This window comes from Burkholderia sp. BCC1977 (assembly GCF_905339595.1).
GTDB lineage: Bacteria > Pseudomonadota > Gammaproteobacteria > Burkholderiales > Burkholderiaceae > Burkholderia.
Window position 1 is genome coordinate 73,815 of sequence record NZ_CAJPGQ010000024.1, and the last position, 23,546, is coordinate 97,360.

At 67.4% G+C, this 23,546-nt stretch carries 24 protein-coding genes and 4 tRNA genes; 16 read left to right on the forward strand and 12 right to left on the reverse strand.

Features of this window, described 5'->3' with window-relative positions; genetic code table 11:
- Nucleotides 1-85: 85 nt before the first annotated feature.
- Both efp and earP read right to left on the reverse strand, forming a co-directional pair.
- Nucleotides 86-643, reverse strand: coding sequence for an elongation factor P (gene efp, locus U5771_RS20505; RefSeq protein ID WP_057928039.1), 558 nt, complete (start codon nt 641-643; stop codon nt 86-88).
- Nucleotides 644-781: 138 nt separating this feature from the next.
- Complete coding sequence (gene earP, locus U5771_RS20510) at nt 782-1,969, reverse strand: elongation factor P maturation arginine rhamnosyltransferase EarP (RefSeq protein ID WP_322025663.1); 1,188 nt, start codon at nt 1,967-1,969, stop codon at nt 782-784.
- 76 nt (nt 1,970-2,045) lie between these two features.
- On the opposite strand from earP, the gene uvrC reads away from it, so the two are divergent.
- From uvrC to U5771_RS20540, 6 genes are all read left to right on the forward strand, one after another.
- Nucleotides 2,046-4,076, forward strand: a complete 2,031-nt coding sequence (gene uvrC / locus U5771_RS20515; protein ID WP_322025664.1) for an excinuclease ABC subunit UvrC — start codon at nt 2,046-2,048, stop codon at nt 4,074-4,076.
- A 107-nt stretch (nt 4,077-4,183) separates the two neighbouring features.
- Complete coding sequence (gene pgsA / locus U5771_RS20520; protein WP_006757520.1) at nt 4,184-4,771, forward strand: CDP-diacylglycerol--glycerol-3-phosphate 3-phosphatidyltransferase; 588 nt, start codon at nt 4,184-4,186, stop codon at nt 4,769-4,771.
- A 144-nt stretch (nt 4,772-4,915) separates the two neighbouring features.
- Nucleotides 4,916-4,991, forward strand: a tRNA-Gly gene (locus U5771_RS20525).
- 53 nt (nt 4,992-5,044) lie between these two features.
- Nucleotides 5,045-5,120 (forward strand) — tRNA-Gly (locus U5771_RS20530).
- Nucleotides 5,121-5,171: 51 nt separating this feature from the next.
- Nucleotides 5,172-5,247, forward strand: a tRNA-Gly gene (locus tag U5771_RS20535).
- A 101-nt stretch (nt 5,248-5,348) separates the two neighbouring features.
- Nucleotides 5,349-5,422, forward strand: a tRNA-Cys gene (locus U5771_RS20540).
- An 81-nt stretch (nt 5,423-5,503) separates the two neighbouring features.
- Here U5771_RS20540 and U5771_RS20545 read toward each other — a convergent pair.
- The 3 genes from U5771_RS20545 to U5771_RS20555 all read right to left on the reverse strand — a co-directional run bounded on the left by U5771_RS20545 (nt 5,504) and on the right by U5771_RS20555 (nt 7,505).
- Nucleotides 5,504-6,052: a hypothetical protein gene (locus tag U5771_RS20545; protein ID WP_322025665.1), complete on the reverse strand. Its 549-nt coding sequence runs from the start codon at nt 6,050-6,052 to the stop codon at nt 5,504-5,506.
- A gap of 248 nt (nt 6,053-6,300) precedes the next feature.
- Nucleotides 6,301-6,849, reverse strand: a complete 549-nt coding sequence (locus tag U5771_RS20550; protein WP_322025666.1) for an N-acetyltransferase family protein — start codon at nt 6,847-6,849, stop codon at nt 6,301-6,303.
- Nucleotides 6,846-7,505, reverse strand: coding sequence for a helix-turn-helix domain-containing protein (locus U5771_RS20555; protein ID WP_322025667.1), 660 nt, complete (start codon nt 7,503-7,505; stop codon nt 6,846-6,848). Before U5771_RS20555 ends, U5771_RS20550 begins: the two co-directional genes overlap by 4 nt.
- A gap of 149 nt (nt 7,506-7,654) precedes the next feature.
- Between U5771_RS20555 and U5771_RS20560 the strand changes: the two genes are divergently transcribed.
- Together U5771_RS20560 and map are read left to right on the forward strand one after the other, a co-directional pair.
- Nucleotides 7,655-7,891: a ParD-like family protein gene (locus U5771_RS20560; protein WP_059523699.1), complete on the forward strand. Its 237-nt coding sequence runs from the start codon at nt 7,655-7,657 to the stop codon at nt 7,889-7,891.
- Entirely contained in the window at nt 7,891-8,697 is an 807-nt protein-coding gene (map, locus tag U5771_RS20565) for a type I methionyl aminopeptidase (protein WP_322025668.1), read from the forward strand. Before U5771_RS20560 ends, map begins: the two co-directional genes overlap by 1 nt.
- Nucleotides 8,698-8,827: 130 nt before the next feature.
- Here map and U5771_RS20570 read toward each other — a convergent pair whose 3' ends face one another.
- Both U5771_RS20570 and U5771_RS20575 read right to left on the reverse strand, forming a co-directional pair.
- On the reverse strand, nt 8,828-9,331 hold the full coding sequence (locus U5771_RS20570; protein WP_322025669.1) for a GAF domain-containing protein: 504 nt from the start codon (nt 9,329-9,331) through the stop codon (nt 8,828-8,830).
- Nucleotides 9,332-9,494: 163 nt separating this feature from the next.
- Nucleotides 9,495-10,412 (reverse strand): LysR family transcriptional regulator, encoded by a 918-nt coding sequence (locus U5771_RS20575; RefSeq protein WP_322025670.1) that lies wholly within the window; start codon nt 10,410-10,412, stop codon nt 9,495-9,497.
- A gap of 110 nt (nt 10,413-10,522) precedes the next feature.
- Here U5771_RS20575 and U5771_RS20580 point away from each other — a divergent pair, with 110 nt between their 5' ends.
- Together U5771_RS20580 and U5771_RS20585 are read left to right on the forward strand one after the other, a co-directional pair.
- Entirely contained in the window at nt 10,523-11,389 is an 867-nt protein-coding gene (locus U5771_RS20580; RefSeq protein ID WP_322025671.1) for a pirin family protein, read from the forward strand.
- A gap of 134 nt (nt 11,390-11,523) precedes the next feature.
- A complete protein-coding gene (locus tag U5771_RS20585) occupies nt 11,524-12,015 on the forward strand; it encodes a GNAT family N-acetyltransferase (protein ID WP_322025672.1) in 492 nt (163 codons plus the stop codon).
- Between the two features lie 18 nt (nt 12,016-12,033).
- Here U5771_RS20585 and U5771_RS20590 read toward each other — a convergent pair whose 3' ends face one another.
- The 3 genes from U5771_RS20590 to U5771_RS20600 are packed head-to-tail and all read right to left on the reverse strand — an operon-like array spanning nt 12,034 to nt 14,020.
- Complete coding sequence (locus U5771_RS20590; RefSeq protein ID WP_322025673.1) at nt 12,034-12,906, reverse strand: cytochrome c oxidase assembly protein; 873 nt, start codon at nt 12,904-12,906, stop codon at nt 12,034-12,036.
- 10 nt (nt 12,907-12,916) lie between these two features.
- Nucleotides 12,917-13,357: a copper chaperone PCu(A)C gene (locus tag U5771_RS20595; protein WP_322025674.1), complete on the reverse strand. Its 441-nt coding sequence runs from the start codon at nt 13,355-13,357 to the stop codon at nt 12,917-12,919.
- Between the two features lie 15 nt (nt 13,358-13,372).
- Complete coding sequence (locus tag U5771_RS20600) at nt 13,373-14,020, reverse strand: SCO family protein (RefSeq protein ID WP_322025675.1); 648 nt, start codon at nt 14,018-14,020, stop codon at nt 13,373-13,375.
- 284 nt (nt 14,021-14,304) lie between these two features.
- On the opposite strand from U5771_RS20600, the gene otsB reads away from it, so the two are divergent.
- Nucleotides 14,305-15,057: a trehalose-phosphatase gene (gene otsB / locus U5771_RS20605; protein ID WP_322025676.1), complete on the forward strand. Its 753-nt coding sequence runs from the start codon at nt 14,305-14,307 to the stop codon at nt 15,055-15,057.
- Nucleotides 15,054-16,430, forward strand: a complete 1,377-nt coding sequence (gene otsA / locus U5771_RS20610) for an alpha,alpha-trehalose-phosphate synthase (UDP-forming) (RefSeq protein ID WP_322025677.1) — start codon at nt 15,054-15,056, stop codon at nt 16,428-16,430. The genes otsB and otsA overlap by 4 nt, the downstream gene beginning before the upstream one ends.
- Nucleotides 16,431-16,542: 112 nt before the next feature.
- Here the strand turns inward: otsA and U5771_RS20615 are convergent, their stop codons facing one another.
- Nucleotides 16,543-18,372, reverse strand: coding sequence for an ABC transporter ATP-binding protein (locus tag U5771_RS20615; RefSeq protein WP_322025678.1), 1,830 nt, complete (start codon nt 18,370-18,372; stop codon nt 16,543-16,545).
- 562 nt (nt 18,373-18,934) lie between these two features.
- On the opposite strand from U5771_RS20615, the gene U5771_RS20620 reads away from it, so the two are divergent.
- The 3 genes from U5771_RS20620 to U5771_RS20630 all read left to right on the forward strand — a co-directional run bounded on the left by U5771_RS20620 (nt 18,935) and on the right by U5771_RS20630 (nt 21,540).
- Nucleotides 18,935-19,999, forward strand: coding sequence for a glycosyltransferase family 4 protein (locus U5771_RS20620; RefSeq protein WP_322025679.1), 1,065 nt, complete (start codon nt 18,935-18,937; stop codon nt 19,997-19,999).
- Between the two features lie 238 nt (nt 20,000-20,237).
- Nucleotides 20,238-21,038 carry a hypothetical protein gene (locus U5771_RS20625; RefSeq protein ID WP_322025680.1) on the forward strand — a complete coding sequence of 267 codons (801 nt, stop codon included), beginning with the start codon at nt 20,238-20,240 and terminating at the stop codon, nt 21,036-21,038.
- Nucleotides 21,039-21,075: 37 nt separating this feature from the next.
- Nucleotides 21,076-21,540, forward strand: a complete 465-nt coding sequence (locus U5771_RS20630) for a DUF2214 family protein (protein ID WP_322025681.1) — start codon at nt 21,076-21,078, stop codon at nt 21,538-21,540.
- A 282-nt stretch (nt 21,541-21,822) separates the two neighbouring features.
- On the opposite strand, the gene gudD is transcribed toward U5771_RS20630, so the two are convergent.
- The gene (gene gudD, locus U5771_RS20635; protein ID WP_322025682.1) at nt 21,823-23,175 is read right to left on the reverse strand and encodes a glucarate dehydratase; all 1,353 of its coding nucleotides are present in this window, start codon (nt 23,173-23,175) and stop codon (nt 21,823-21,825) included.
- Here gudD and U5771_RS20640 point away from each other — a divergent pair.
- Nucleotides 23,162-23,512, forward strand: coding sequence for a hypothetical protein (locus U5771_RS20640; RefSeq protein WP_322025683.1), 351 nt, complete (start codon nt 23,162-23,164; stop codon nt 23,510-23,512). The two genes, gudD and U5771_RS20640, sit on opposite strands and share 14 nt — an antisense overlap.
- Nucleotides 23,513-23,546 lie beyond the last annotated feature (34 nt).

Genomic DNA, 23,546 nt, shown 5'->3' on the forward strand with positions numbered 1-23,546 from the left:
GGTGCCCACGCACCGGTGCTGTTGGCGGCAGGCAAACAAAAAGCGCCCCGAAGGGCGCTTTGTTCGATACGGAAATCGCAGGCGATTACGCGCGGCTGCGATATTCGTTCGTGCGCGTATCGATTTCGATCTTGTCGCCGGTGTTGCAGAACAGCGGCACTTGCAGTTCGAAGCCCGTTGCGAGCTTGGCGTTCTTCAGCACCTTGCCCGACGACGTGTCGCCCTTGACGGCCGGTTCCGTGTAGGTGATCTCGCGCACCAGGACCGTCGGCAGTTCGACCGAGATCGCCTTCTCGTTGTAGAACACGACTTCGCAAGCCATGCCGTCTTCGAGGTAGTTGAGCGCTTCGCCCATCATTTCCGCTTCGACTTCGAACTGGTTGTAGTCGGCGTCCATGAACACGTACATCGGATCGGCGAAGTACGAGTACGTCACTTCCTTGCGGTCGAGCACGACGACGTCGAACTTGTCGTCGGCCTTGTAGACCGATTCCTGGCCTGCGTTCGTCAGCAGGTTCTTCATCTTCATCTTGACGACGGCGGAGTTACGGCCCGACTTGTTGTATTCGGCCTTGGCGATGACCCATGCGTCGCTGCCGATCTGCACGACGTTGCCTACGCGGAGTTCCTGTGCGGTCTTCATAAAAAACTGTCCTGATCCAATCAAATAAATAGGTGCCTGAGCGTTGCACAACGGCTGACGGCGCAAGCGGGGGGCGTTCCGGTGGGTGCCAAGAACCCCAAACGCGAGCGCTTGCGTGGTCAGCCGTCGGATAACCGCTTATTTTAACTGAGATTTTGCGTATTCCGCCAGCTTTCCGGCGAGATCGCCGACGCCCGCCAGCGCATCGGCCCAGCATGCCGCGTTGGCGTCCAGCGCGGCACGGTGTTGCAGCAAATCGGCCCAGTCGGGCGTGCCGGTGCCGTTCCAGGCATGCCAGAAGCGCTCGAGCGCCGCGCGCGGCGCATCGGCGAGGCCGGCCGACAGGTGCGCGAGCGCGGCGTCGAGCTTCGGCAGGTGCGCATCGTCGGCCTGCGGGTAGATGTGCCACACGAACGGCTTGCGCGCCCACTGCGCGCGGACGAACGAATCCTCGCCGCGCACGAAATTGACGTCGGCCACCCACAGCAGCGGGTCGTAGTCGGCCTGCGGGACGAACGCGAGCCCGTACGCGGTCAGGCTGCCGCGGGTTGCGCGCGCGCCGGCGCCGAACGATTCGACCCCGAAGAAGCGGGCGACGGCCGGCGACACGCGGCCGGCCGGTACGAGCGCGACGACGGGCGACGGGCTGTCGCGCCACTGCGCGAGCAGTGCGTCGACGGCCGGATTTTCATACGCGAACAGGCTGACGACGGTCGTGCCCGGCGCCGGCGGCGTGTCGCCGGTCGCATGGCGCCACCATGCGGCGCGCGCCGCCGCGTCGGCTTCGAAGGCCGTGCGGCGCGCGTCGAGGTCGCGCTCCTTCAGCACGCCGCCCGTGCCGGCCGACAGGCCCGGGAAGAAGAACGTCTTCAGCAGCGGGTAGCGCGGATGCGGCGACGGCCGCAAATGGAAGTCGGCGACCCAGTCCTCGGCGCTCAGGTATTCGAGATTGATCCACACGGGGCGGCGCGCGCGGCGCGCCATCGCCGCGAGATACGCGCCGGGCAGCTCGCACGCGAATGCCTCGATCACGACGTCGGCGATCTCCAGCGCGTCGCCGACTTCCGCATGCCAGTGTTCGACCACGATGCCGTCGAGCGTCTGCCGTCCGGCATCGGGATCGACCCCCGGCAGCAGCCGCGCAAACGTGCGCAGGTCGTCGATGAAGAGGCGTACCTGCCAGCCGTGCTCGTGCGCGAGCTGGCGGGCGAGGCGCCAGCACACGCCGATGTCGCCGAAGTTGTCGATCACGGTGCAGAACAGGTCGCACGCGATCGGTTCGTCGGGCGCAAGCGGCGAAGGGGAGGCGGGGGCGGTGCGGGGCATCGAAGCGGGCCGTTGAATGCTCTAAACTGGCGATTCTAATGGACCCGTTCCGCGCCACAAGGCACCCGGATCACGCATGACATCCCCAGAAGCCGCCGACACCCCGTTCGAACCCAAGAAGATCCTCGCGCAGTTGCCGCACATGCCGGGCGTCTACCGCTACTACGACGCGGCGGGCGCCGTGCTTTACGTCGGCAAGGCGCGCGACCTGAAGAAGCGCGTCTCGAGTTATTTCACGAAGACGCAGCTGTCGCCGCGCATCGCGATGATGGTCACGCGCATCGCGCGCATCGAGACGACCGTCACGCGCTCGGAGGCCGAGGCGCTGCTGCTCGAGAACAACCTGATCAAGGCGCTCGCGCCGCGCTACAACATCCTGTTTCGCGACGACAAGTCGTATCCGTACCTGAAGCTCACCGCGCACCGCTTTCCGCGCATGGCCTACTACCGCGGCTCGGTCGACAAGCAGAACCAGTATTTCGGGCCGTTCCCGAGCGCGTGGGCCGTGCGCGAGAGCATCCAGATCCTGCAGCGCGTGTTCCAGTTGCGCACCTGCGAGGATTCGGTCTTCAACAACCGCACGCGGCCGTGCCTGCTGCATCAGATCGGGCGCTGCACGGCGCCGTGCGTCGGCGCGATTTCCGAGGACGACTACGCGATCGACGTGTCGAATGCCGCGCGCTTCCTGCTCGGCCGGCAGTCGGAAGTGATGAAGGAACTCGAGCAGAAGATGCACGCGTTCGCGGCCGAACTGAAGTTCGAGCAGGCGGCCGCCGTGCGCAATCAGATGAGCTCGCTCGCGACGGTCCTGCACCAGCAGGCGATCGAGGTCGGCAGCGACAGCGACGTCGACATCCTGGCGGTGGTCGCGCAGGGCGGGCGTGTATGCGTGAACCTGGCGATGGTGCGCGGCGGCCGGCATCTTGGCGACAAGGCCTATTTCCCGACGCACGTCGAAAGTGCGCTGACGCTGGCCGAAGGCGGGCTCGGCGACGAAGCCGAGGTGGCGGAGGCTGCCGACGAAGCCGCCGCGGCGTTGCCCGACCGGCCCGCGGAAGAAGCTGCCGCCGCGCGTGACGCGGGGGCGCCGGTGGAGGCCGAGGTGCTCGATGCGTTCATCGCGCAGCACTATCTCGGCAATCGCGTGCCGCCGGTGCTGGTCGTGAGCCATGCGCCCGCGAGCCGCGACCTGCTCGAGCTGCTGTCCGAGCAGGCCGGTCACAAGGTATCGCTGGTGCGGCAGCCGCAGGGGCAGCGGCGCGCGTGGCTGTCGATGGCCGAGCAGAACGCGCAGATCGCGCTCGCACGGCTGCTGTCCGAGCAGGGTTCGCAGCAGGCGCGCACGCGCGCGCTGGCGGAGACGCTCAGCTTCGAAAGCGACGATCTCGCGACGCTGCGGATCGAATGTTTCGACATCAGCCACACGATGGGCGAGGCGACGCAGGCGTCGTGCGTCGTCTATCACCATCACAAGATGCAGTCGGGCGAGTACCGTCGCTACAACATCACCGGCATTACGCCGGGCGACGATTACGCGGCCATGCGGCAGGTGCTGACGCGCCGCTACGAGAAGATGGTCGAGCAGGCCGCGCAGGCGGCGGCCGCCGACGACGCGGCCGGCATCGACGGCGAATCGACGCGCCAGGCCGAGGCATCGAGCCTGCTGCCGAACATCGTGCTGATCGACGGCGGCAAGGGGCAGGTCGAGATCGCGCGCCAGGTGTTCACCGAGCTGGGGCTCGATACGTCGATGCTGGTCGGCGTCGCGAAGGGCGAGGGGCGCAAGGTCGGCCTCGAGACGCTCGTGTTCGCGGACGCCCGCACGCCGCTCGAACTCGGCAAGGAGAGCGCGGCGCTGATGCTCGTCGCGCAGATCCGCGACGAGGCGCACCGCTTTGCAATCACCGGGATGCGCGCGAAGCGGGCGAAGGCGCGCCAGACCTCGCGGCTCGAGGAACTCGAAGGGGTCGGCGCGAAACGCCGGCAGCGGCTGCTCGCGCGGTTCGGCGGGCTGCGCGGCGTGGTCGCGGCGAGCGTCGAGGAACTGGCGAGCGTCGAAGGCATCTCGCACGCGCTCGCCGAGCAGATCTACAAGCAGCTTCACTGATCCGGCCGTGCGACCGGCCGCGCCTGCCCGCGATCTCGCGTTCTCGCGTTCTTGTGGCAGGCCGGTCGACACGGCACAATTGCGAATCCTTTACTGACCCGCATGCCATGCCGTTCAATTTCCCGATTTTCCTGACGTGGGTACGGATCGTGCTGATTCCGCTCGTCGTCGGCGTGTTCTATCTGCCGGACACGGTGATGGGCGGCGCGCACCGCAACCTCGCGGCAGCGGCGATCTTCATCCTCGCCGCGCTGACCGACTGGTTCGACGGGTTTCTCGCCCGCAAGTGGAACCAGACGTCGTCGTTCGGCGCGTTCCTCGATCCGGTCGCGGACAAGCTGATGGTGACGGCCGCGCTGCTGATCCTCGTGCAGATTTCGCGGGTCGATGCGGCGATCGCGCTCGTGATCGTCGGTCGCGAGATCGCGATCTCGGCGCTGCGCGAATGGATGGCACAGATCGGCGCGTCGAAGAGCGTCGCGGTGAACCAGCTCGGCAAGTTCAAGACCGCGTGCCAGATGGTCGCGATCCCGATGTTGCTGTACTACGGCCCGCTACCGCTCGGCATCGCGACGATCGACACGCGCGTGTGGGGCGAGTGGCTGATGTACCTGGCGGCAGTGCTGACGATCTGGTCGATGCTGTACTACATGAAGCTCGCGTGGCCGCAGATTCGCGAGCGCGGCGGCGCGTGATCGGCCCCGCACGGTCGGTTGCGCAGGTTTTTGGAAAAAGGGCTGGAAAAGCCCTTGACACACGAATGTGCCTTCGACATAATCTCGCTTCTCCGCTGCACGACGAAGTAAGTGTGTGACGGGGAAGCAGTAGCGCAGCAATACGCGGGAGTAGCTCAGTTGGTAGAGCGCAACCTTGCCAAGGTTGAGGTCGCGAGTTCGAGACTCGTCTCCCGCTCCAGATTTTTTCTGGCAGCGTGTTGTACGGCAAAGCGCTGCAGATGCAAGACACATGCGGGAGTAGCTCAGTTGGTAGAGCGCAACCTTGCCAAGGTTGAGGTCGCGAGTTCGAGACTCGTCTCCCGCTCCAGATTTTTCTGGCAGCGTGTTGTACGGCAAAGCGCTGCAGGTGCAGGACAATGCGGGAGTAGCTCAGTTGGTAGAGCGCAACCTTGCCAAGGTTGAGGTCGCGAGTTCGAGACTCGTCTCCCGCTCCAAGTCATGGGGAAGCCACGCTTCCCTTTTTATTTGACGGACCGACGGTCCTCGAATAAAAAATCTGTCGCTTGCCTTCACGGCATCCGGACAGTCCGCTTTTGGCGCGATAGCAAAGCGGTTATGCAGCGGCCTGCAAAGCCGTTTAGGCCGGTTCGACTCCGGCTCGCGCCTCCAGGTAGCACGAGAAAAAGCCCCGCTTCGGCGGGGCTTTTCTTTTTCGCGGCTCGTCCTGGAAGTTCGATTGGCTGGCACCACTCAGATCACGCGCCAGAAGATCGTGACCGGCCAGCTATCCGTACCCTCGCCCAGCATGACGGTGTCTTCCTCGAAATCGCGATTGCGCATCGACTGTGCCGCTTCGACGCTGAAGCAAACCGCGATGACCATCTTGATCGCGTCGGCATACTGCTGCTTCACCGAATGGAGCTTCACGATGTCGTCGGCGACTTCGTCGAAAAATTTATGAGGTACGGTTTGTCGCCCTTGCAGTGCGGAGTGGAAGAGGGACTCCGCCTTCAGTTCGATGCAGATCACCTTGCCGAGCACCGGGCGGATCAGGATGTCGACGTCTTGGCGCGGATCCTGATAGATCGCCTGTTCGCACTCCACGGTCGGATTGCCGGGTAGCGCGCGAAATTTGCTGGACAGCCAGAGTTTCAGTACGGTCTCCCAGCCGCCTTTTTCGAGAAAGTAATCCACGGGCTCGGGCGTCTGGCGGTATTGCGTGGGCTTGCTTCTTTCGACAAGCGCGCCTTCCGCCCACCCGATGATCGTTTTGGGTGCGATATCCTGGGGCTGGTACATGGTCGTTCTCCTTCGTTGAATGTGGCGAATGCAACGGTTGACCGCGGGATGCGGTCATGCCGCTGCGCACATTCTCGGAAGGTTGCTGACCGAGAACCATAGAGCAGAAGTCACCCTGCGAACGTACTGCTCGTGACGCCACCTTGTCCGATCTTGGAGAGGGCGGTGCGTGGCGCAGGCGCGGCCGTCGAGGCGGTGAGACGGTTCATGCTGCCCGAACGGCGAGGGATTGGCCTGCGCGATCTCGATCAGCCATCGACCGGCTGCGCCGGCGTGTCGAGTTTCAACTGATAGAACGCCGCATCGAGCCAGCGGCCGAACTTGAAACCCGCTTCGGTGATCGTGCCCGAGTGCACGAAGCCGAGGCGCGTGTGCAGCGCGACGCTGCCGCCGTTGGTCGCGTCGATGCAGCCGACCAGCACGTGTACTTCAGCTTCGCCCGCACGCCGGATCAACTCGCGCAGCAGCAGCTCGCCGAGCCCGCGGCCGCGATGGTCGCGGTGGACGTAGACGCTGTGTTCGACCGTGTACTTGTACGCGGGGAACGCGCGGAACGTGCCCCAGCTCGCGAAGCCGACCAGCGTGCCGGATTCGTCCACCGCGCCGACGACCGGAAAACCGCCCGCGCGCTTCGCCGCGAACCACGTCACCATCGCTTCCGGCGGGCGCGGCCGGTAGTCGTACAGCGCGGTCGAGTTCACGATCGCATCGTTCAGGATGTCGAGGATGGCCGCGGCATGCTCGGCCTCGCTGCAATCGATCAGGCGCACGTCGTCGCGCGGTTTCGGGGAATTCATACGGGCTCCTGCGCCTGTCGGCTTTGAACGGATGACATACTCCGCGCGCCGGCGGCGGCGTGGGCATCGCAGATCGCGACGACATAGCGCGCGACGTGCGACGACGGGTTGCTGAAAACCAGCGGCTGATCGACGCGCATGGCCAGGCAGTCGCCTTCGTGAAGTTCGTGAAGCTGGTCGCCGAACGTGACGTCGACACGCCCGTGGACGACCCACACCTGTTGATGCAGCGCGCTTTCGCGCCCGCCGGAGTCGTACGCGACACGCGCGCCGGGCGGGAAATCGACCTCGACGAGCTGGATCGGCGACGGCCAGCCGGGCGGCGACAGATTGCGCCGCACGTAACCGGACGCCGGATCGCGCCATTCCGCCTGCTGCGCGCGCCGCACCAGCGGTTGCGCGGGCGCGTCGTCGCGGTCGCCGCCGAACAGCCCGGCCAGCGACACGCCGAGACCCGCCGCGAGCTTGTCGAGCACGACGGCCGTCGGGCTCGCCGACGCACGCTCGATGAGCGAGATCATCGAACGGCTGACACCGGAACGCGCGGCGAGCGCATCGAGCGTGTAGCCTCGTAGCGTGCGCAGGTCGCGCACGCGCCGGGCGATGCGTTCGTTGATGCCGGTGTCGTCGGCAGGGGCGCTGGTCGATTCTCGCATGATGGATTTATTTTCCAGCAAGTTGGAATTCGATGTCAACGAGATTCCTGCTGCCCCGGATCGGCGATTCGCCGGCGGCCGAGCGCTTGCCGGGCGGTCAGGTCGAGCGTAATATACGAAACGGCTATATTTCGTTTAATTAGAGACATATGGGAATCATCAAGATATCCGAGCACATGCACGAACGGCTGCGCTCGACCAGTACCGCGCTGAGCCGTTCGATCAATGCGCAGGCGGAGCACTGGCTGCGCGTCGGGATGCTGGCGGAACTCAATCCGTCGCTGTCCTACGGCGATATCTGCCGGATGCTGATCGAGACCGAAGCACGCGGCGGCGATGCCGGTCCGACGGAGTCGGTGGCCCACGGCATCGAGCAGGTGGCGTAATGGCGAGACGCGAAATCCCGATCCGCGGTGCCGCGGAAATCGCCAAGTCGCGCGAGGCCGCGAAGCTCGCGTCCCAGGTGCTGACGATGATCGCCGAATACGTGAAGCCGGGCGTCACCACCGACGAACTGGACGTGCGCTGCCGCGAATACATCGTCGACGAACTCGGCGCGATTCCGGCGAACATCGGCTATCACGGCTATCCGAAAACCCTGTGCACGTCGGTCAACCACGTGGTCTGTCACGGCATTCCGTCGTCGCGGCCGATGCGCGACGGCGACATCGTGAATCTCGACATCGCGGTGATCAAGGACGGCTGGTTCGGCGACACGAGCCGCATGTACTTCGTCGGCGAGCCGGGCGAACTGGCGCGGCGCCTCGTCGCGACGACCTATGAGGCGATGCATGCGGGCATCCGCGCGGTGCGTCCCGGCGCGACGCTCGGCGACGTCGGCTATGCGATCCAGCAGGTCGCGCATCGCGAAGGATTCAGCGTGGTCCGCGAATACTGCGGGCACGGGATCGGCGACGTGTACCACGACGAGCCGCAGGTGCTGCACTACGGCCGCCCGGGCACCGGCGTGCCGCTGCGGCCGGGGATGATCTTCACGATCGAGCCGATGCTGAATGCGGGCAAGCGAGATACGCGCGTGCTGGCGGACGGCTGGACGGTCGTCACGAAGGACCATTCGCTGTCCGCCCAATGGGAGCATATGGTCGTGGTGACGGAGCAGGGCTTCGAGATCCTGTCGGACGATGTGAGGCCGCCGGCGTTCGTGGCGCTTTCCGGCACGCACGTGGCCTGACGCGCGGCGAGCCGCACGCAGCGGCGCAATGAAAGCGGGCCCCGTCACATGGGGCCCGATTCATTTGCAGTCGCGCGGCGCGATCAGCAGGCGGTCGTCGCCACTGCCGCGACCGGCAGCGTCACACGGCTCAACCGCGCGCCTTCTGCCACGCGTGTTCGACGAACACGCGGCACAGCGCTTCCATCCCGTTGCGGTCCTCGTCGTCGAAACGCGCGGCGACGGGGCTGTCGACGTCCCACACGCCGATCAGCGTGCCGTCGGCGGCCACCAGCGGCACGACGATTTCCGATTCCGATGCGGCATCGCAGGCGATATGGCCGGGGAATGCATGCACGTCGCGCACGACCTGCGTCTCGCGGGTCTGCGCGGCCGTGCCGCACACGCCCTTGCCGAGTGCGATCCGCACGCACGCGGGCTTGCCCTGGAACGGGCCGACCACGAGTTCCGTCCCGTCGAAGAAATAGAAGCCGGCCCAGTTCAGGCGGTCGAGCGAGTGATAGACGAGCGCGGAGAAGTTCGCGGCGTTCGCGGTCAGGTCGCGTTCCGATTCGACGAGCGCGCGTGCCTGCTCGACGAGCGTCGCATAGAGTTCGGCCTTGGAGGCGTGAGGGTCGGTGGACAGCGTGAACATGGCTGAAAGGCGAAAAGGGTTGTGAACCGCGGGGTTGTGAACAGCGGGGTTGCGAACCGCGGCGTCGTGAAAAGCGCGATGCGCGTCCCGCAGTCTACGGCACGCGCGGCCTGTTTGCAGCGCGTGGTTCGCGGGTGCCGTGCCGGACGCGCCGCGCCGCCGCTCAATCGGGTTCGAGTTCGGCGAACCGCTCGGCCAGGAAATCGAGCAGCGCGCGCACCGCGGGCAGCAGCCCGCGCCGCGACGCGAACACCGCATGCACGATCTCGCGGCGCGGCGTCCAGTCCGACAGCACGGTCGCCAGTTCGCCGCGCGCGACTTCGTCGCGCACCATCATCGTCGGCAACTGCACGACGCCGACGCCCGCGACGGCCGCCGCGCGCAGCGCGAGCATGCCGCCCGTCACAAGCCGCGGCTGGTGGTGGATTTCCGCCTGCGCGCCGTCGGGGCCGCGCAGCCGCCACACGTGCGCGGCCTGCGGCACGCCGTGATCGAGGCTCGGCAGGCGGGTCAGGTCGGCGGGGACGGCCGGCACGCCGTGCTCGCGCAGCAACGCGGGGCTCGCGACGAGACACTGGCCGCGTTCGGCCAGCACGCGCAGCGCGAGATCGCTGTCCTCGAGCGGCGGCGGGCGCACGCGGAGCGCGACGTCGATCCCTTCGCCGACCACGTCGACGCGCCGGTTGGTCGCTTCCAGGTGAATCTCGATGCGCGGGCACGCGACCATGAACGCGGCGATCATCTTGCCGACCAGCGAATCGAGCAGCACGACCGGGCAGCTGACCCGCACGATGCCGCGCGGCTCCTCGTGCAGCAGCGCGATCGCTTCGTCGGCGGCGTCCGCTTCGACGAGCATCGCGCGACAATGCGCGTAGTAGGTCTGGCCGACGTCGGTGACGGTGAAGCGGCGTGTCGACCGCTGGATCAGCCGCATCCCGAGCCGCGCCTCGAGCAGCGCGATACGCCGGCTCAGCTTTGATTTCGGCATGTTGAGTGCGCGCCCGGCCGGCGCGAAGCCGCCGTGTTCGACCACCTGCACGAAGTAGTAGAGATCGTTCAGATCCCGTTCGTTATCGTTCATGAAATAGAACGCTGAGTGCGATTTTGGCAGTCTACCGGATCGATCGTTCCACCTCTATATTCCTGCTCAGGATGCGAAACACGTGTTTCGCCGCAATTCGGAGAAGGCAAATGAAGAAGATCCAGGGTGTTTACAGTGCGCCGCGCGGTCATTGGGTCGGCGACGGTTTCCCGGTGCGTTCGATGTTCAGCTATCAGTCTCACGGGACCCACCTGAGCCCGTTCCTGCTGCTCGACTATGCCGGTCCCGCGAACTTCGAGTCGGCTTCGGCGCCGCGCGGAGTGGGCCAGCACCCGCACCGCGGGTTCGAAACGGTGACGATCGTCTACGACGGCGAAGTCGCTCACCGCGACTCGACCGGCGCGGGCGGCGTGATCGGCCCGGGCGACGTGCAGTGGATGACGGCCGCGAGCGGGATCCTGCACGAGGAATTCCACTCGGAAGCGTTCACGAAGCGTGGCGGTCCGCTCGAGATGGTGCAGCTGTGGGTGAACCTGCCTGCAGCCGACAAGATGGGTGCGCCCGGCTACCAGACGATTCTGGACGCGGACATCCCGGTGGTCGAGCTGCCGGACGGCGCAGGTCGTGCACGGATCATCGCGGGCGAGTTCGACGGGCGGCGCGGCCCGGCCCGCACGCATACGCCGATCGACGTATGGGACGTGCGGCTCGCAGCCGGCGGCCGTGTGCGGTTCCCGATCGCCGAAGGGCGGACGCTCGCGGTGGTCGTGCTGAGCGGTACGTTGCTGGTGAACGGCGAGACGGTCGCCCGCGAAGCGCAGTTCGTGCAACTGAGCCGCGACGGCCGCGATGTCGAGCTCGAAGCGAACGGCGACGCCAAGCTGCTGATCCTGAGCGGCGAGCCGATCGATGAGCCGGTCGTCGGGTACGGGCCGTTCGTGATGAACTCGCAAGAGGAAATCCGGACTGCGATCGACGATTTCAACGGCGGCCGCTTCGGTCAAATGCCGGCATGACGGACAGGCCCCGCGCGATGCGGGGCCTTTTTTCATGCACGTGACAACGGAAGGGCGGTCGCGTGCCGCGTGCGCTTCGAGGCATAATCGACGGTTGCCGCGCGCCGGCCGGCGCGCCCGACTCAGGACCGACCATGAACGCTTCCGCACCTGCCGCATCCCTGCACGCCGACGATCTCGACTGGCGCTGGAAATCCTTCGACGCGCTGACGGCGCGTGAAGTCTATTCGATCCTCGACGCGCGCAGCGCCGTGTTCGTCGTCGAGCAGAACTGCGTGTATCGCGACATCGACGATGCGGACCAGGCCGCGTGGCACCTGGCCGCCTACGATCCCGCGGGCCGCCTCGCCGGCTACCTGCGCGTGCTGCTGCCGGATGCGCAGCACACCGACGTGCGCATCGGCCGCGTGCTGACGACCGCGCCGTTTCGCGGCGCGGGCCTCGGCAACGCGCTGATTTCGCGCGCGATCGAGCACATCCGCGCGCAGTGGCCGGATGCGCAGGTGAGCCTGCATGCGCAGGCGCACCTGCAGCGCTTCTATGGGGCGTTCGGTTTCACGCCAAGCTCGGACGTGCACGACGAGGACGGCATCCCGCACGTGTGGATGACCAGCGCGCGCGGCTGACGCGCGCGCGGCGCGCCGTCAGTGGGCGGCGCGCGTCACCGGCTGACGCTCTGCGTGCCGGGCGGCGGCTCGCTCGTCGATCAGGCGGCCGCGTGCCGACAGCCGCAGCCAGTGCCGCAGCGCGATCAGCGCGCCGATCACGCTCATCATCGAACCCGGAATCCACAACAGCAGGCCGCCGATCTGCTGGTCGCGCAGCGGGCTGAGCCACGTGAATGCGCGTCCGCAGATCGAGTAGATCGGATACAGCTCGTGCGGCGTGAAGAAGATCAGCGCGCCGAGCGCGATCTGCGGCGGGATCGCCGCGACGACGATCAGGATCCGGCGACCCGGCGACAGCCGCGCGGGCGGCGCGGGACGCGGATCGACGACGAGCCACCAGAACAGCAGCCCGTCGATCACCATGCTCCAGTTCATCACGCGATACAGGCGCCAGTCGAGCATCGCGATGAAGTGGATCGGCGACAGCAGCCAGAAATAGATCAGCCCGACGAACAGCACGACCGCGACGACCGGATGGAACACCACGTCGAGCGTCGCGCGCACGGGTGCCCACGCGAGCGCGGGGCGCACGAAGCGCTGCCGCCAGCGAAACGGAATGCCCGCGCGGATCGCCGCGCCCGGATAGGCCAGCGCGATGAAGAACGGCCCGAGGTGATGCAGCACGAGGTGCTGCGCGCGGTGCAAGAAGAATTCGTGCTCGAAGAAGTAGTCGAGCCGCGTATGCAGCGCGACGTAGAGCGCCGTCAGCCCGAGCCAGAACGAGAACTGCCGCAGCGGCGACACCTTCGCCTTCTTCACGCCGCGCGCGAACAGCACGGCGGCCGTCAGCACCGCGATGACCACGGTCGGCGACGGTTCCCACGGATCGAGCCAGTACAGGACGTTCATCGCGCGCGCATCACTTTGCCTGGGCCGGCGACTTCACGGCGAACGGCGTGTCGACCGTCTCGCCGTCGGAGAACTTCAGGCGCAGGCGCACGGTGTCGCCGGGCTTGATCGCGTGCTTCGGTTCCTCGAGCATGAAGTGATAGCCGCCCGGCGCGATGTCGACCTTGCCGCGCGCGGGGATCGTCAGCTTGTCGACCATTTCCATCTTCTGCGTCGAGCCGTTCGACACGGACTGGTGCAGCATCGCCATCCCGTAGTCGGGGCTGTCGACGTCGACCAGATCGACCGGCTTGTCGCCCGTGTTGACGAGCGTCACGTAGCCGCCCGCGGGCAGCTGGTTCGGCAGCCAGCGCACCCACGCATTCTGCGCGGTGATCGCGCCGGCGGCGTAGGCGTGCGCGCCGGTGCACAGCGCGGCGAGGAGGGCGAACGTCTTGAGGGTCGTCTTCATGTCGGAGTTCGGAATTCAGGAGGGGGTGGAGGCGGTGTCGATGATCCGGCGCACATCGGCGGCGATGGCGTCGGGCGAATCGCGGTCGGTCGCGAGCAGGCGTGCGCGGCCGTTCGCGTCGAAGATGTACACGGCCGAGCTGTGCGTGACTTCGTAGCCGCCGGACGGATCGCGTTGTTCCATCTGGTACGCGACGCGATAGCGTTTCGCGAGCGATTCGATCTGGCCGTCGGTGCCGGTCAGGCCGCGTGCGTGCGCCGCATCGAACGCGGCGACGTACGATTGCATCGCCTGCGGCGTGTCGCGCGCGGGATCGACCGAGACGAACAGGATGCGCACGTCGTTCGCCTGGGGGCCGAGCTTCGCCAGCACTTCCATCAGCCGCGCCATCGTTTCGGGGCAGACGTCCGGACAGTGCGTATAGCCGAAGTAGACGAGCGCGACGCGGCCGCGAAACGCATTCGCGTCGACCGGGTGGCCGTCGCCGCCGGTGAGCGTGAACGACAGGTCGGGCAGGTGGCCCGAGACGTTGGTCAGGTGCCAGTTCGGCTCGTCGTGCGTGCAGGCGGCGAGCGCGACGGCGGCGGTCAGCGCCGCGGCCGTGCGGACGAAGCGGGTGAGGCTGAAGAAGCGCCGGTGCGGCGCGGGACGGGCAGGCGACATCCTGGGGCTCGATCGGACGGAACGGTCGTCGGACGGCGCGGCGCCATGCGTCGCGCCGTCCGACGGTTGCCGACTGTAGCGCAATTCCCGCGCCCGCGTCCTTTCGAAACCGGTACGGCACGGGCGAGCGGGGCAATATGTCGCAGTTGACGCACGGGGTGGCGCGAGGCTTGCCCTGCACCGGTTTCGCCCAACTCGATACGCAGGCGCGGTAAGATGCGCACAATTCCATTCTCGCAGCGGCGGCCCCGCGTTTGCAGGCCGCTCCTCAGACTATCGAATCGATGCAATCCGTTCCGGCTTCCCTGTCCCTGACCGATACCGCGTTCTTTTTCGACTTCGACGGCACGCTCGTCGAGCTGGCGCCGACGCCCGACAGCATTCACGTGCCGCCGTCGCTGCTGACGCTGCTCGATGAACTGCGGCGCCGCTCGCACGGTGCGGTCGCCATCGTGTCGGGTCGCGGCATCGACAACCTCGACTCGTTCCTGAACATGCCGGGCCTGCCGATCGCGGGCCTGCACGGCGCCGAGCGTCGCGATGCGAACGGCGACACGCAGCGCATCGGCTTCAACGACGAACGGCTGCTGCGCATCGAGCGCGAGCTCGCGGCCGTCGTCGATCGTCATCCGGGCATGCTGCTCGAAATCAAGGGCGCGGCCGTCGCGCTGCACTACCGCAATGCGCCCGAGCGCGAGCCGGTCGCGCGCGTTGCGGCCGAGCGTCTCGTCGCCGAGTATGCGGATGCGTACGTGCTGCAGCCCGGCAAGATGGTGTTCGAGATCAAGCCGAAGGGCGTCGACAAGGGGCGTGCGCTGGCCGCATTTCTCGACGAGCCGCCGTTCGCGGGCCGCGTGCCGCTGTTCGCGGGCGACGACCTGACCGACGAGAAGGGCTTCGCGGTGGTCAACGCGCGCGGCGGCCTGTCGATCAAGGTCGGCGCGGGCGAGACGTCGGCCCGCACGCGGCTCGACTCGGTCGACGCGCTGCACGCGCAGATCGCCCGCTGGCTTGGCGCGGAGCAGCCGGGCGCATGAGCCGACTCATCATCGTTTCGAACCGCGTCGCCCCGATTTCGGAAGGCGAGCCGGCGGCGGGCGGCCTCGCGATCGGCGTCTACGATGCGCTGAAGGAGACGGGCGGCATGTGGTTCGGCTGGAGCGGCGAGGTGGTCGCGTCCGGCGCGCCGCAGATCCGCATCGAGGAGCGCGGGCCCGTGACGTTCGCGACCGTCGGGCTGTCGCGCCGCGATTACGACCAGTACTACCGCGGTTTCTCGAACGCGACACTGTGGCCCGCGTTCCATTACCGCGCGGACCTGATCCAGTACGACCGTCACGAGTTCGACGGCTACAGCCGCGTGAACGTCTGGCTCGCGCAGCAGCTCGTGCCGCTGCTGCAGGACGACGACGTGATCTGGGTGCACGACTATCACCTGATCCCGTTCGCGCGTGCGCTGCGTGCGGCCGGCGTGAAGAACCGCATCGGTTTTTTCCTGCACATCCCGTTTCCGGCCGCGCAGGTGCTCGTCAATGTGCCGCCGCATCGCGAGCTCGTCGAGTCGCTGTGCGCGTTCGACCTGCTCGGCTTCCAGACCGAGCCGGACCTGCGCGCGTTCTGCGACTACATCGAGTTCGAGGCCGGCGGCGAAGTGGCGCGCGAAGGGCACACGGTGCGCGTGAGCGCGTTCGGCAACACGCTGCGCGCGGCCGCCTATCCGATCGGCGTGTATCCGGACGAGATCGCGTCGCTCGCGCAGGCCGGCGAGAACGGCAAGGCCGCGCGCATGGCCACGTCGCTGCGCGGGCGCCAGCTGATCATGAGCGTCGACCGGCTCGATTATTCGAAGGGGCTCGTCGAGCGGTTCCGCGCGTTCGAGAAGCTGCTGGAGCACCAGACGTCGATCCGCAACCGCGTGTCGTTCCTGCAGATCGCGCCGTCGACGCGCGCCGACCTGCGCGCGTACCAGGACATCCGCCTGCAGCTCGAAGCGGAGTCGGGGCGCATCAACGGCCGCTACGCGGAGCTCGACTGGGCGCCGATCCTCTACATTCACCGCCAGTACGACCGGCAGGTGCTGGCTGCGCTGTATCGCCTCGCGCGCGTGGGCTTCGTGACGCCGCTGCGCGACGGGATGAACCTCGTCGCGAAGGAGTACGTGTCCGCGCAGAATCCGGACGATCCGGGCGTGCTCGTGCTGTCGCGCTTCGCGGGGGCTGCGCGCGAGCTGACGGGCGCGCTGATCGTCAATCCGATCGACATCGACGGGATGGCCGATGCGCTGTCGCAGGCGCTGACGATGCCGCTCGCGGAGCGGCGCGCGCGTTATGCGGACATGATCGCGCAGCTGCGCGAGAACAACGTGTCGGTGTGGCGCGACAACTTCCTGCGCGACCTGCAGCGCGTGTAGCCCGCGCACGGCGCGGCGCAGGCCGCGCGATGCCATGCAAAAAGCCGCCGTGCTTCGCGCACGGCGGCTTTTTTATCGGCTGCTGCCAGGACGGGAGACTGCCCGGGCGGCGTCAGGCCGCGCGTTCGCCGGTCGGCGTGGTGCCGTCGGGTGCGTGATGGCGGCCGTGCTGCTTCGCGAGCAGGTCGCGGTACAGGCCCGGACGATTGCGCAGCACGTCGGGGCTGCCGTCGTCGATCACCTTGCCGTTGCTCATCACGATGATCCGGTCGAAGTTGCGCAGCGTCGACAGCCGGTGCGCGATCGCGATCACCGTGCGGCCGACCATCAGGCGGTCGAGCGCGCTCTGGATCGCTTCCTCGGATGCGCTGTCGAGTGCCGACGTCGCTTCGTCGAGCAGCAGGATCGGCGCGTTCTTCAGGATCGCGCGCGCGATCGCGATGCGCTGGCGCTGGCCGCCCGACAACTTCACGCCGCGGTCGCCGACAATCGTGTCATAGCCTTCCGGCATCGCCTCGATGAACTCCGCGCAGCGGGCGTCGCGCGCGGCGGCGAGCACTTCCTCGCGGGTTGCCTCGGGACGGCCGTACGCGATGTTGTCGTAGATGGTCCGGTGCAGCAGCGAGATGTCCTGCGGCACCAGCGCGATCGCATGGCGCAGGCTGTCCTGCGTGATCGCCTTCACGTCCTGGCCGTCGACCTTCACGGCGCCGTCCTGCGTGTCGTAGAAGCGCTGCAGCAGCGCGAGCACGGTCGACTTGCCGGCGCCCGACTTGCCGATCAGGCCGACGCGCTGGCCCGGTTCGATGTGGAGGTCGAAGTGGTCGAGGATCGCGCGGCGGTGCGGATACGCGAACGTCACGCGCTCGAAATCGACGCGCCCGCCCTTGGCCGACAGCGGCTGCGCGTCGGATCGGTCCGGCATCCCGTGCGGCTCGAGCAGCGTCTTCACGGCTTCGGACAGGCGTGCCACGTGCTGCGTGACGTCGACCAGCGCGACCGCGAGATCGCGCGTGCCGTGCAGGATCGTGAAGCCGAGCGAACTGACGAGCACGATGTCGCCGGAGGTCGCGCGGCCCTGGTCCCACAGCCACAGTGCCCAGCCGAGCAGGCCGGCGGACAGCATCGCGGTGATCACCGCGTGCAGCAGGCGCAGCTTCTCGAGATAGAGCAGGCTTTGCTGGCGCGCGTCCATCTCGGCCTTCACCGTCGCGCCGAAGCGCTTCTGTTCGCGCAGCGTCATCCCGAATGCGCGCACGAGGCCCATGTTGCCGATCACGTCGACGAGCTCGCCGTCGACCGCGGCGGCCTTCGACGCGAACGCGTGATGGCGCGCGGAGCCGCGCCCGGCGAGCTTGAACAGCACGACGGAGAGCACGGCCGAACAGCCGAGCAGGCCGGCGGCCATCAGCGGGTTCACGACGATGATCATCAGGATCGCACCCATCACCGCGATGCACGGCGGCAGCACGTTCCACGCCATCGTGTTCTCGGACGTATAGACGGCGTTCGACGTGGCGGTGATGCGGCTCGCGAGCGTGCCCGGCTGCTTTTCCGAGTAGTAGGTCGGCGAATGGCCGATCAGGTACTGGAACAGGTCGCGCCGCAGGTCGCCGGTGACCGCGACGAACGTGTGCGCGGCGACCCAGCCGCCGACGCGCCACAGCAGGTTGTCGGCCGCGATCAGCCCGACGAGCAGCGCGAACGCGCTCCACAGCGGGCCCGGATGATGGCGACCGGCCGCGAGCACGTCGATCAGGTGCTTGATCGCGTATTGCGAGCCGAGCGCGCAGCCGACGGCGGCCAGCACGCTGCAGAGCACGATCAGGTGCGCGACGGGATGCAGGCGGATGTAGCGGAACAGGAAGGCGAGCGGCCGATGCGCGTAGCTCGACAGCTTCGCGTTGTGGGCGTTGCGCTGGGCAGGGGTGAGAGATTCCAAAATATGCGTGCGGTGATTCGGTGATTGAGCGGATCGGCTGGATCGCAGCCCACGGTCGCCCGGACTGAATAATCCGGCATTGTAAACAAGGCCGTGCATTGCGCTGCGCGAATCTTGCCTTGGTCAGGGGCGCGCGATCAATTTTGAGATAAAATCCGGCATCCGTCCTGCCGCATGTGCCGGAATCACGATGCCGGCAGTGGCGGGATGACTCGGAACGCCAAAAGGGCCTTCCACTCTAGAACGGACACCCAAGTCCGCGGGTTGCAAAGTGTTGCGCCTTTGTAACAAAGTAAAGTGTTTGAAATGTCGTGCGCCGTATCGGGAATAACCCTAGATAATCGGCTCCGGGTTCGATTCCAGGTTTTTACGAACCCCTGTCAACGGGTCTTCGTTTCAAACGTTCTATGCCTGTCGCGTCGCCGACGCTCCTTGAGCAGCGCGGGTTCGACGCCCCCGGCAGGCTGATTCGTCCGATTTTCGGACGAAATGCATCCAGCCCGGACCGCCGGCAGGTTGCCGACCCATACCTGGTTTTTAGCCGATTTTTTAGGAGTTACGCATGCGAATCGCCCAAATCGCTCCGTTGCATGAAGCGGTGCCCCCGAAACTGTACGGTGGTACCGAGCGAGTGGTGTCCTACCTCACCGAAGCACTTGTCGAGATGGGGCATGACGTCACGCTCTTCGCGAGCGGCGATTCGCAAACGTCGGCCAAGCTCGAAGCGTGCTGGCCGCAGGCACTGCGCCTCGACCCGACGATCCGCGACGTGATGGCACCGCACATGCTGCTCCTCGAGCAGGTGCGCCGCCGCGCGGACGAGTTCGACGTCCTGCACTGCCACATCGACTACTACCCGTTCTCGCTGTTCTCGCGCCAGCCGGTCCCGCATCTGACGACGATGCACGGCCGTCTCGACCTGCCGGAACTGCAGCCGATCTTCAACGCGTTCAGCGACGTGCCGGTCGTGTCGATCTCCGACAACCAGCGCATCCCGCTGCCGCAGGCGAACTGGCTGTCGACCGTGTACCACGGCCTGCCGGAAAACCTGCTGACGCCGATCCCGAACGTGAAGCCGGGCTACCTCGCGTTCCTCGGCCGCATCTCGCCGGAAAAGCGCGTCGACACCGCGATCCGCATCGCCGAGCAGGCCGGCCTGCCGATCAAGATCGCCGCGAAGCTCGACAAGGCTGACCGCGCGTACTACGAAGAGAAGATCAAGCCGCTGTTCGCGCTGCCGCACGTCGAGTACATCGGCGAAATCAGCGAGTCGGAAAAGACCGAATTCCTGGGCAACGCGCACGCGCTGCTGTTCCCGATCGACTGGCCGGAGCCGTTCGGCCTGGTGATGATCGAGGCGATGGCCTGCGGCACGCCGGTGATCGCGTTCAAGCGCGGCTCGGTGCCGGAAGTGATCGAAAACGGCGTGTCGGGCTTCGTCGTCGAAGACGAACTGTCGGCCGTCGCGGCGCTCAAGCGCCTCGATACGCTGCCGCGCGAGAACGTGCGCGCCGCGTTCGAAGCTCGTTTCTCGTCGAAGGTGATGGCGCAGAACTACGTGAAGGGCTACGAGGAACTGCTGCGCCAGAAGCGCCGCACGGTGCTGCGCGAAGTCAACGCAGGCTGATGCCGGGCCGCCGGCCGCTTTGCGGCTGACGCCCCCTCATCGACGCCCCGTCCGGGTTCCCGGCGGGGCGTTGTCACATCTGCGGCGCGGATCTGTTGTATTCTCGCCGCGCCCGGCGCCGCGAACGGCACCGGAAGCGGTCCGGCACGTCATCCGACCGTCTGTCCAGACGGTAATGTCCCTATAATGGCCGTGCCGTGAAATCCGGCCCCGCACGAACATCGAGAGGAGAGCAGTCTTGGCGAGAACGAAAACCACGCGCGCAGCGCCGGCCCCCGGCGCCGGCGTGATCTTCGCGTTGCGCGCGATCGGTCTCGTGCTGCTCGCGCGCTGGCTGTTCTCGATGTCCCAGATGGGTTATCGCGCGTCGCTGTCGGCGATGGTGTCGTCGCCCTGGGCGTTCGTCTATCTCGTGCTGATCTTCCTGCTGCTCGCGCTGCCGGGCGCCGTCGCGCGCGCCGAGCGGCCGTTCCATCCGCTGCCGCAGTGGCTGCGCCAGGCGCTGCGGGTCTTCGCGCTGATCGGTTTCCTGTTTGCCGTGTGGTCGATCGGCGCGTTCGCGTGGGCGGACGGCTGGCGCCCCGCGCTGCACGCGGTGACGGCGACCAACGGCTGGCTCGTCGCCGCGCCGGCGCTGTATGCGGCGATCGTCTGGATGTGCCGCCCGCGGCCGCTGTGGCGCACCAACGTGGCCGCGCGCCGCTTCGCGGTCGGCCGCTACGCGATCTCGCTCGATACGCTCACGCGCACTGCAATCGTCTGGATGGAGAGCCGCAAGGTCGGCCAGTATGACGCGCGCGAACTGTCGGTGCGCTGGCCCGGCCGGGCCGCGCCCGCCACGGTCGAGCCGGGTGCGCAGCCGGCCGCCGTGCCGCCGCGTCGCGGCAGCCTGTTCCGGCGGCCGAAGGTCGAACTGCTGTGGGATTCGCCGGCGGCCGTCGGCCATAACCGGCAGATCGTGATGCGCACGCCGCTCGCCACCGAGGGCGACCGCGTCGCGGTGCTCGCGCTCGACGCGGCGCTCAAGCAGATCGTCTGACACGGCCTGCGCGGCGCGCGGGCGACAAGGAGGCGCAATGATCGTCCGCTGGTTGCTGGCAGCCGTTCACCTGATGGCGTTCGGCGTCGCGTTCGCCGCGATCGCGGGGCGCAACCGCGCGCTGCGCCGGGTCATCGCGTCGGCGCAGGCCGCCGACCTGCCCGGCGTGTTCAAGGCCGACGCGGCCTGGGGGCTGTCCGCGCTGGTGCTGATCGCGACGGGGCTCACGCGCGCATTCGGCGGCGTCGAGAAAGGCTCGGCGTATTACCTTCATGAGCCGCTCTTTCACCTCAAGATGACTGCGCTCGTGCTGATCCTGCTGCTCGAGATCGTGCCGATGCTCGGGCTGATCCGCTGGCGCATCGCCGCGCGGCAACAGCAGATGCCCGATCTGGGCCGCGCACGGACCTATGTGCGGATCGGCCACTGGCAGGCCCTGCTCGTGATGGTCATCGTGTTCGCCGCGTCGGGGATGGCGCGGGGGATTGGGGCGGTCGGCTAGGCTGGCCGGGTAGGGGCGGTCGGCCAGAGGCGTGGCCGGGTACGTACCGCCGCCAGTCCGGCCCGATATGTGCGTCCGGCCTGGTGTGGCGGGACAGGGTTGACCGGCTGATTGTGCCGGGTCCTGTTCCCGGGCCTGGTTCGACCGCGACCGGCCGGCGCTGACCAGCCGGATCCCGTTTCCTGTCGGCAATCTTTTCCCGTCCGGCACCCGCACGCGCGCGGGCGAACCCGATACATTCCCTGTCGACCGGGCGAACCCGCCGCCCGGTTCGTCCCGCGCTCAGCGCGCGAGGCAGGGGCGCTTGTTGTTGAACGTCCACCCCGGAATCAGATACTGCATCGCCGCCGCGTCGTCGCGCGCGCCGAGCCCATGCTGCTTGTACAGCTCGTGCGCGACCGCGACCGCATCCATGTCGATGTCGATGCCGAGGCCCGGACGCTTCGGCACTTCCACGAGCCCGTTCTCGATCTTCAGCGGTTCGCGCGTCAGCCGTTCGCCGTCCTGCCAGATCCAGTGCGTGTCGATCGCGGTGACCTGGCCGGGCGCGGCGGCCGCGACGTGCGTGAACATCGCGAGCGACACGTCGAAGTGGTTGTTCGAATGCGAGCCCCACGTGAGGCCCCAGTCGCGGCACATCTGCGCGACGCGCACCGAGCCCTGCATCGTCCAGAAGTGCGGATCGGCGAGCGGGATGTCGACCGCCTGCAACTGCACCGCGTGGCCCATCTGGCGCCAGTCGGTCGCGATCATGTTGGTCGCCGTCGGCAGCCCGGTCGAGCGGCGGAATTCGGCCATCACCTCGCGGCCCGAGTAGCCGTTTTCCGCGCCGCACGGATCTTCCGCATACGCGAGCACGTGATGCAGGTCGCGGCACAGACGCACGGCCTCGTCGAGCGACCACGCGCCGTTCGGATCGAGCGTCACGCGCGCGTCGGGGAAGCGCTCGGCGAGCGCCGTCACGGCTTCGATCTCGCGCGCGCCTTCGAACACGCCGCCCTTCAGCTTGAAGTCGTTGAACCCGTAGCGCGCGTGCGCGGCTTCGGCGAGGCGCACGACCGCCTCGGGCGTCAGCGCGGCCTCGTCGCGCACGCGGGTCCAGTCGTCGGTCGCGCCGCGGCCGTCGCGATAGGGCAGCGCGGTTCGGGTGCGGTCGCCGACGTAGAACAGGTAGCCGAGCATCTCGACGCGCTCGCGCTGCTGCCCCTCGCCGAGCAGGGCGGCCACGGGCACGCCGAGATGCTGGCCCAGCAGGTCGAGCAGCGCGGCTTCGAGCGCGGTGACCGCGTGGATCGTGGTGCGCAGGTCGAAGGTCTGCAGGCCGCGGCCGCTCGCGTCGCGGTCGGCAAAGGTGCGCCGCACGTCGTTGAGCACCGCATGGTAGTTGCCGACCGGCTGACCGACGACGAGCGCGCGCGCGTCTTCGAGCGTGCGGCGGATGCTTTCGCCTCCCGGCACTTCGCCGACGCCGGTCCGGCCCGCGCTGTCCTTCAGGATCACGAGGTTGCGGGTGAAGAACGGGCCGTGCGCGCCGCTCAGGTTGAGCAGCATGCTGTCGTGGCCGGCGACCGGAATGGCTTGCAGGTCGACGATGCGCGGCGTGTCGTGGGAAGGCGAGGCAGTGACGGCGTTCATGGCGGCGATGGCAAAAGAGTGGGCAATGCCGTGCGGCAAAATCTTTGCCGCGCGCGGCGGGAGGTGCGATCATTCGACAACCGACGTGCGCGGCGCGCAAGCCCCGCATGTCGACAGCAACCCGAAAGGGTGGGGCGACCCGCTCGATGCCGGTGTCGCGGCGGACCGGAGCAAGCGCGGAGGCGCGCTTCGATCGGCCGCGAAACCGGCGCCGGCAGCCGCGCACAAGCGCGAATGCCGGCCGATCGCGAAGCACGGGACCCGGCAGGCGCTGGTGCGCCGGTCTCGGTCGACAGGAGATCCGTGTCGCGATCATCAGTCGTCGGATGACTTGTGACGCAGTATAATGAATCAACGGCGTTCGCTCAAAC

What these genes read in the sequence shown, in the direction of transcription:
- U5771_RS20550 (WP_322025666.1), bottom strand. Translation starts at nt 6,849, where the DNA reads ATGAATTCCCCGAAACCGCGCGACGACGTGCGCCTGATCGATTGCAGC.
- gudD (WP_322025682.1), bottom strand. Translation starts at nt 23,175, where the DNA reads ATGAACGCCGTCACTGCCTCGCCTTCCCACGACACGCCGCGCATCGTC.
- U5771_RS20575 (WP_322025670.1), bottom strand. Translation starts at nt 10,412, where the DNA reads ATGAACGATAACGAACGGGATCTGAACGATCTCTACTACTTCGTGCAG.
- U5771_RS20630 (WP_322025681.1), top strand. Translation starts at nt 21,076, where the DNA reads ATGATCGTCCGCTGGTTGCTGGCAGCCGTTCACCTGATGGCGTTCGGC.
- U5771_RS20545 (WP_322025665.1), bottom strand. Translation starts at nt 6,052, where the DNA reads ATGTACCAGCCCCAGGATATCGCACCCAAAACGATCATCGGGTGGGCG.
- uvrC (WP_322025664.1), top strand. Translation starts at nt 2,046, where the DNA reads ATGACATCCCCAGAAGCCGCCGACACCCCGTTCGAACCCAAGAAGATC.
- U5771_RS20570 (WP_322025669.1), bottom strand. Translation starts at nt 9,331, where the DNA reads ATGTTCACGCTGTCCACCGACCCTCACGCCTCCAAGGCCGAACTCTAT.
- U5771_RS20560 (WP_059523699.1), top strand. Translation starts at nt 7,655, where the DNA reads ATGGGAATCATCAAGATATCCGAGCACATGCACGAACGGCTGCGCTCG.
- U5771_RS20555 (WP_322025667.1), bottom strand. Translation starts at nt 7,505, where the DNA reads ATGCGAGAATCGACCAGCGCCCCTGCCGACGACACCGGCATCAACGAA.
- earP (WP_322025663.1), bottom strand. Translation starts at nt 1,969, where the DNA reads ATGCCCCGCACCGCCCCCGCCTCCCCTTCGCCGCTTGCGCCCGACGAA.
- U5771_RS20620 (WP_322025679.1), top strand. Translation starts at nt 18,935, where the DNA reads ATGCGAATCGCCCAAATCGCTCCGTTGCATGAAGCGGTGCCCCCGAAA.
- U5771_RS20600 (WP_322025675.1), bottom strand. Translation starts at nt 14,020, where the DNA reads ATGTCGCCTGCCCGTCCCGCGCCGCACCGGCGCTTCTTCAGCCTCACC.
- efp (WP_057928039.1), bottom strand. Translation starts at nt 643, where the DNA reads ATGAAGACCGCACAGGAACTCCGCGTAGGCAACGTCGTGCAGATCGGC.
- U5771_RS20580 (WP_322025671.1), top strand. Translation starts at nt 10,523, where the DNA reads ATGAAGAAGATCCAGGGTGTTTACAGTGCGCCGCGCGGTCATTGGGTC.
- otsB (WP_322025676.1), top strand. Translation starts at nt 14,305, where the DNA reads ATGCAATCCGTTCCGGCTTCCCTGTCCCTGACCGATACCGCGTTCTTT.
- U5771_RS20585 (WP_322025672.1), top strand. Translation starts at nt 11,524, where the DNA reads ATGAACGCTTCCGCACCTGCCGCATCCCTGCACGCCGACGATCTCGAC.
- otsA (WP_322025677.1), top strand. Translation starts at nt 15,054, where the DNA reads ATGAGCCGACTCATCATCGTTTCGAACCGCGTCGCCCCGATTTCGGAA.
- map (WP_322025668.1), top strand. Translation starts at nt 7,891, where the DNA reads ATGGCGAGACGCGAAATCCCGATCCGCGGTGCCGCGGAAATCGCCAAG.
- U5771_RS20595 (WP_322025674.1), bottom strand. Translation starts at nt 13,357, where the DNA reads ATGAAGACGACCCTCAAGACGTTCGCCCTCCTCGCCGCGCTGTGCACC.
- U5771_RS20590 (WP_322025673.1), bottom strand. Translation starts at nt 12,906, where the DNA reads ATGAACGTCCTGTACTGGCTCGATCCGTGGGAACCGTCGCCGACCGTG.
- pgsA (WP_006757520.1), top strand. Translation starts at nt 4,184, where the DNA reads ATGCCGTTCAATTTCCCGATTTTCCTGACGTGGGTACGGATCGTGCTG.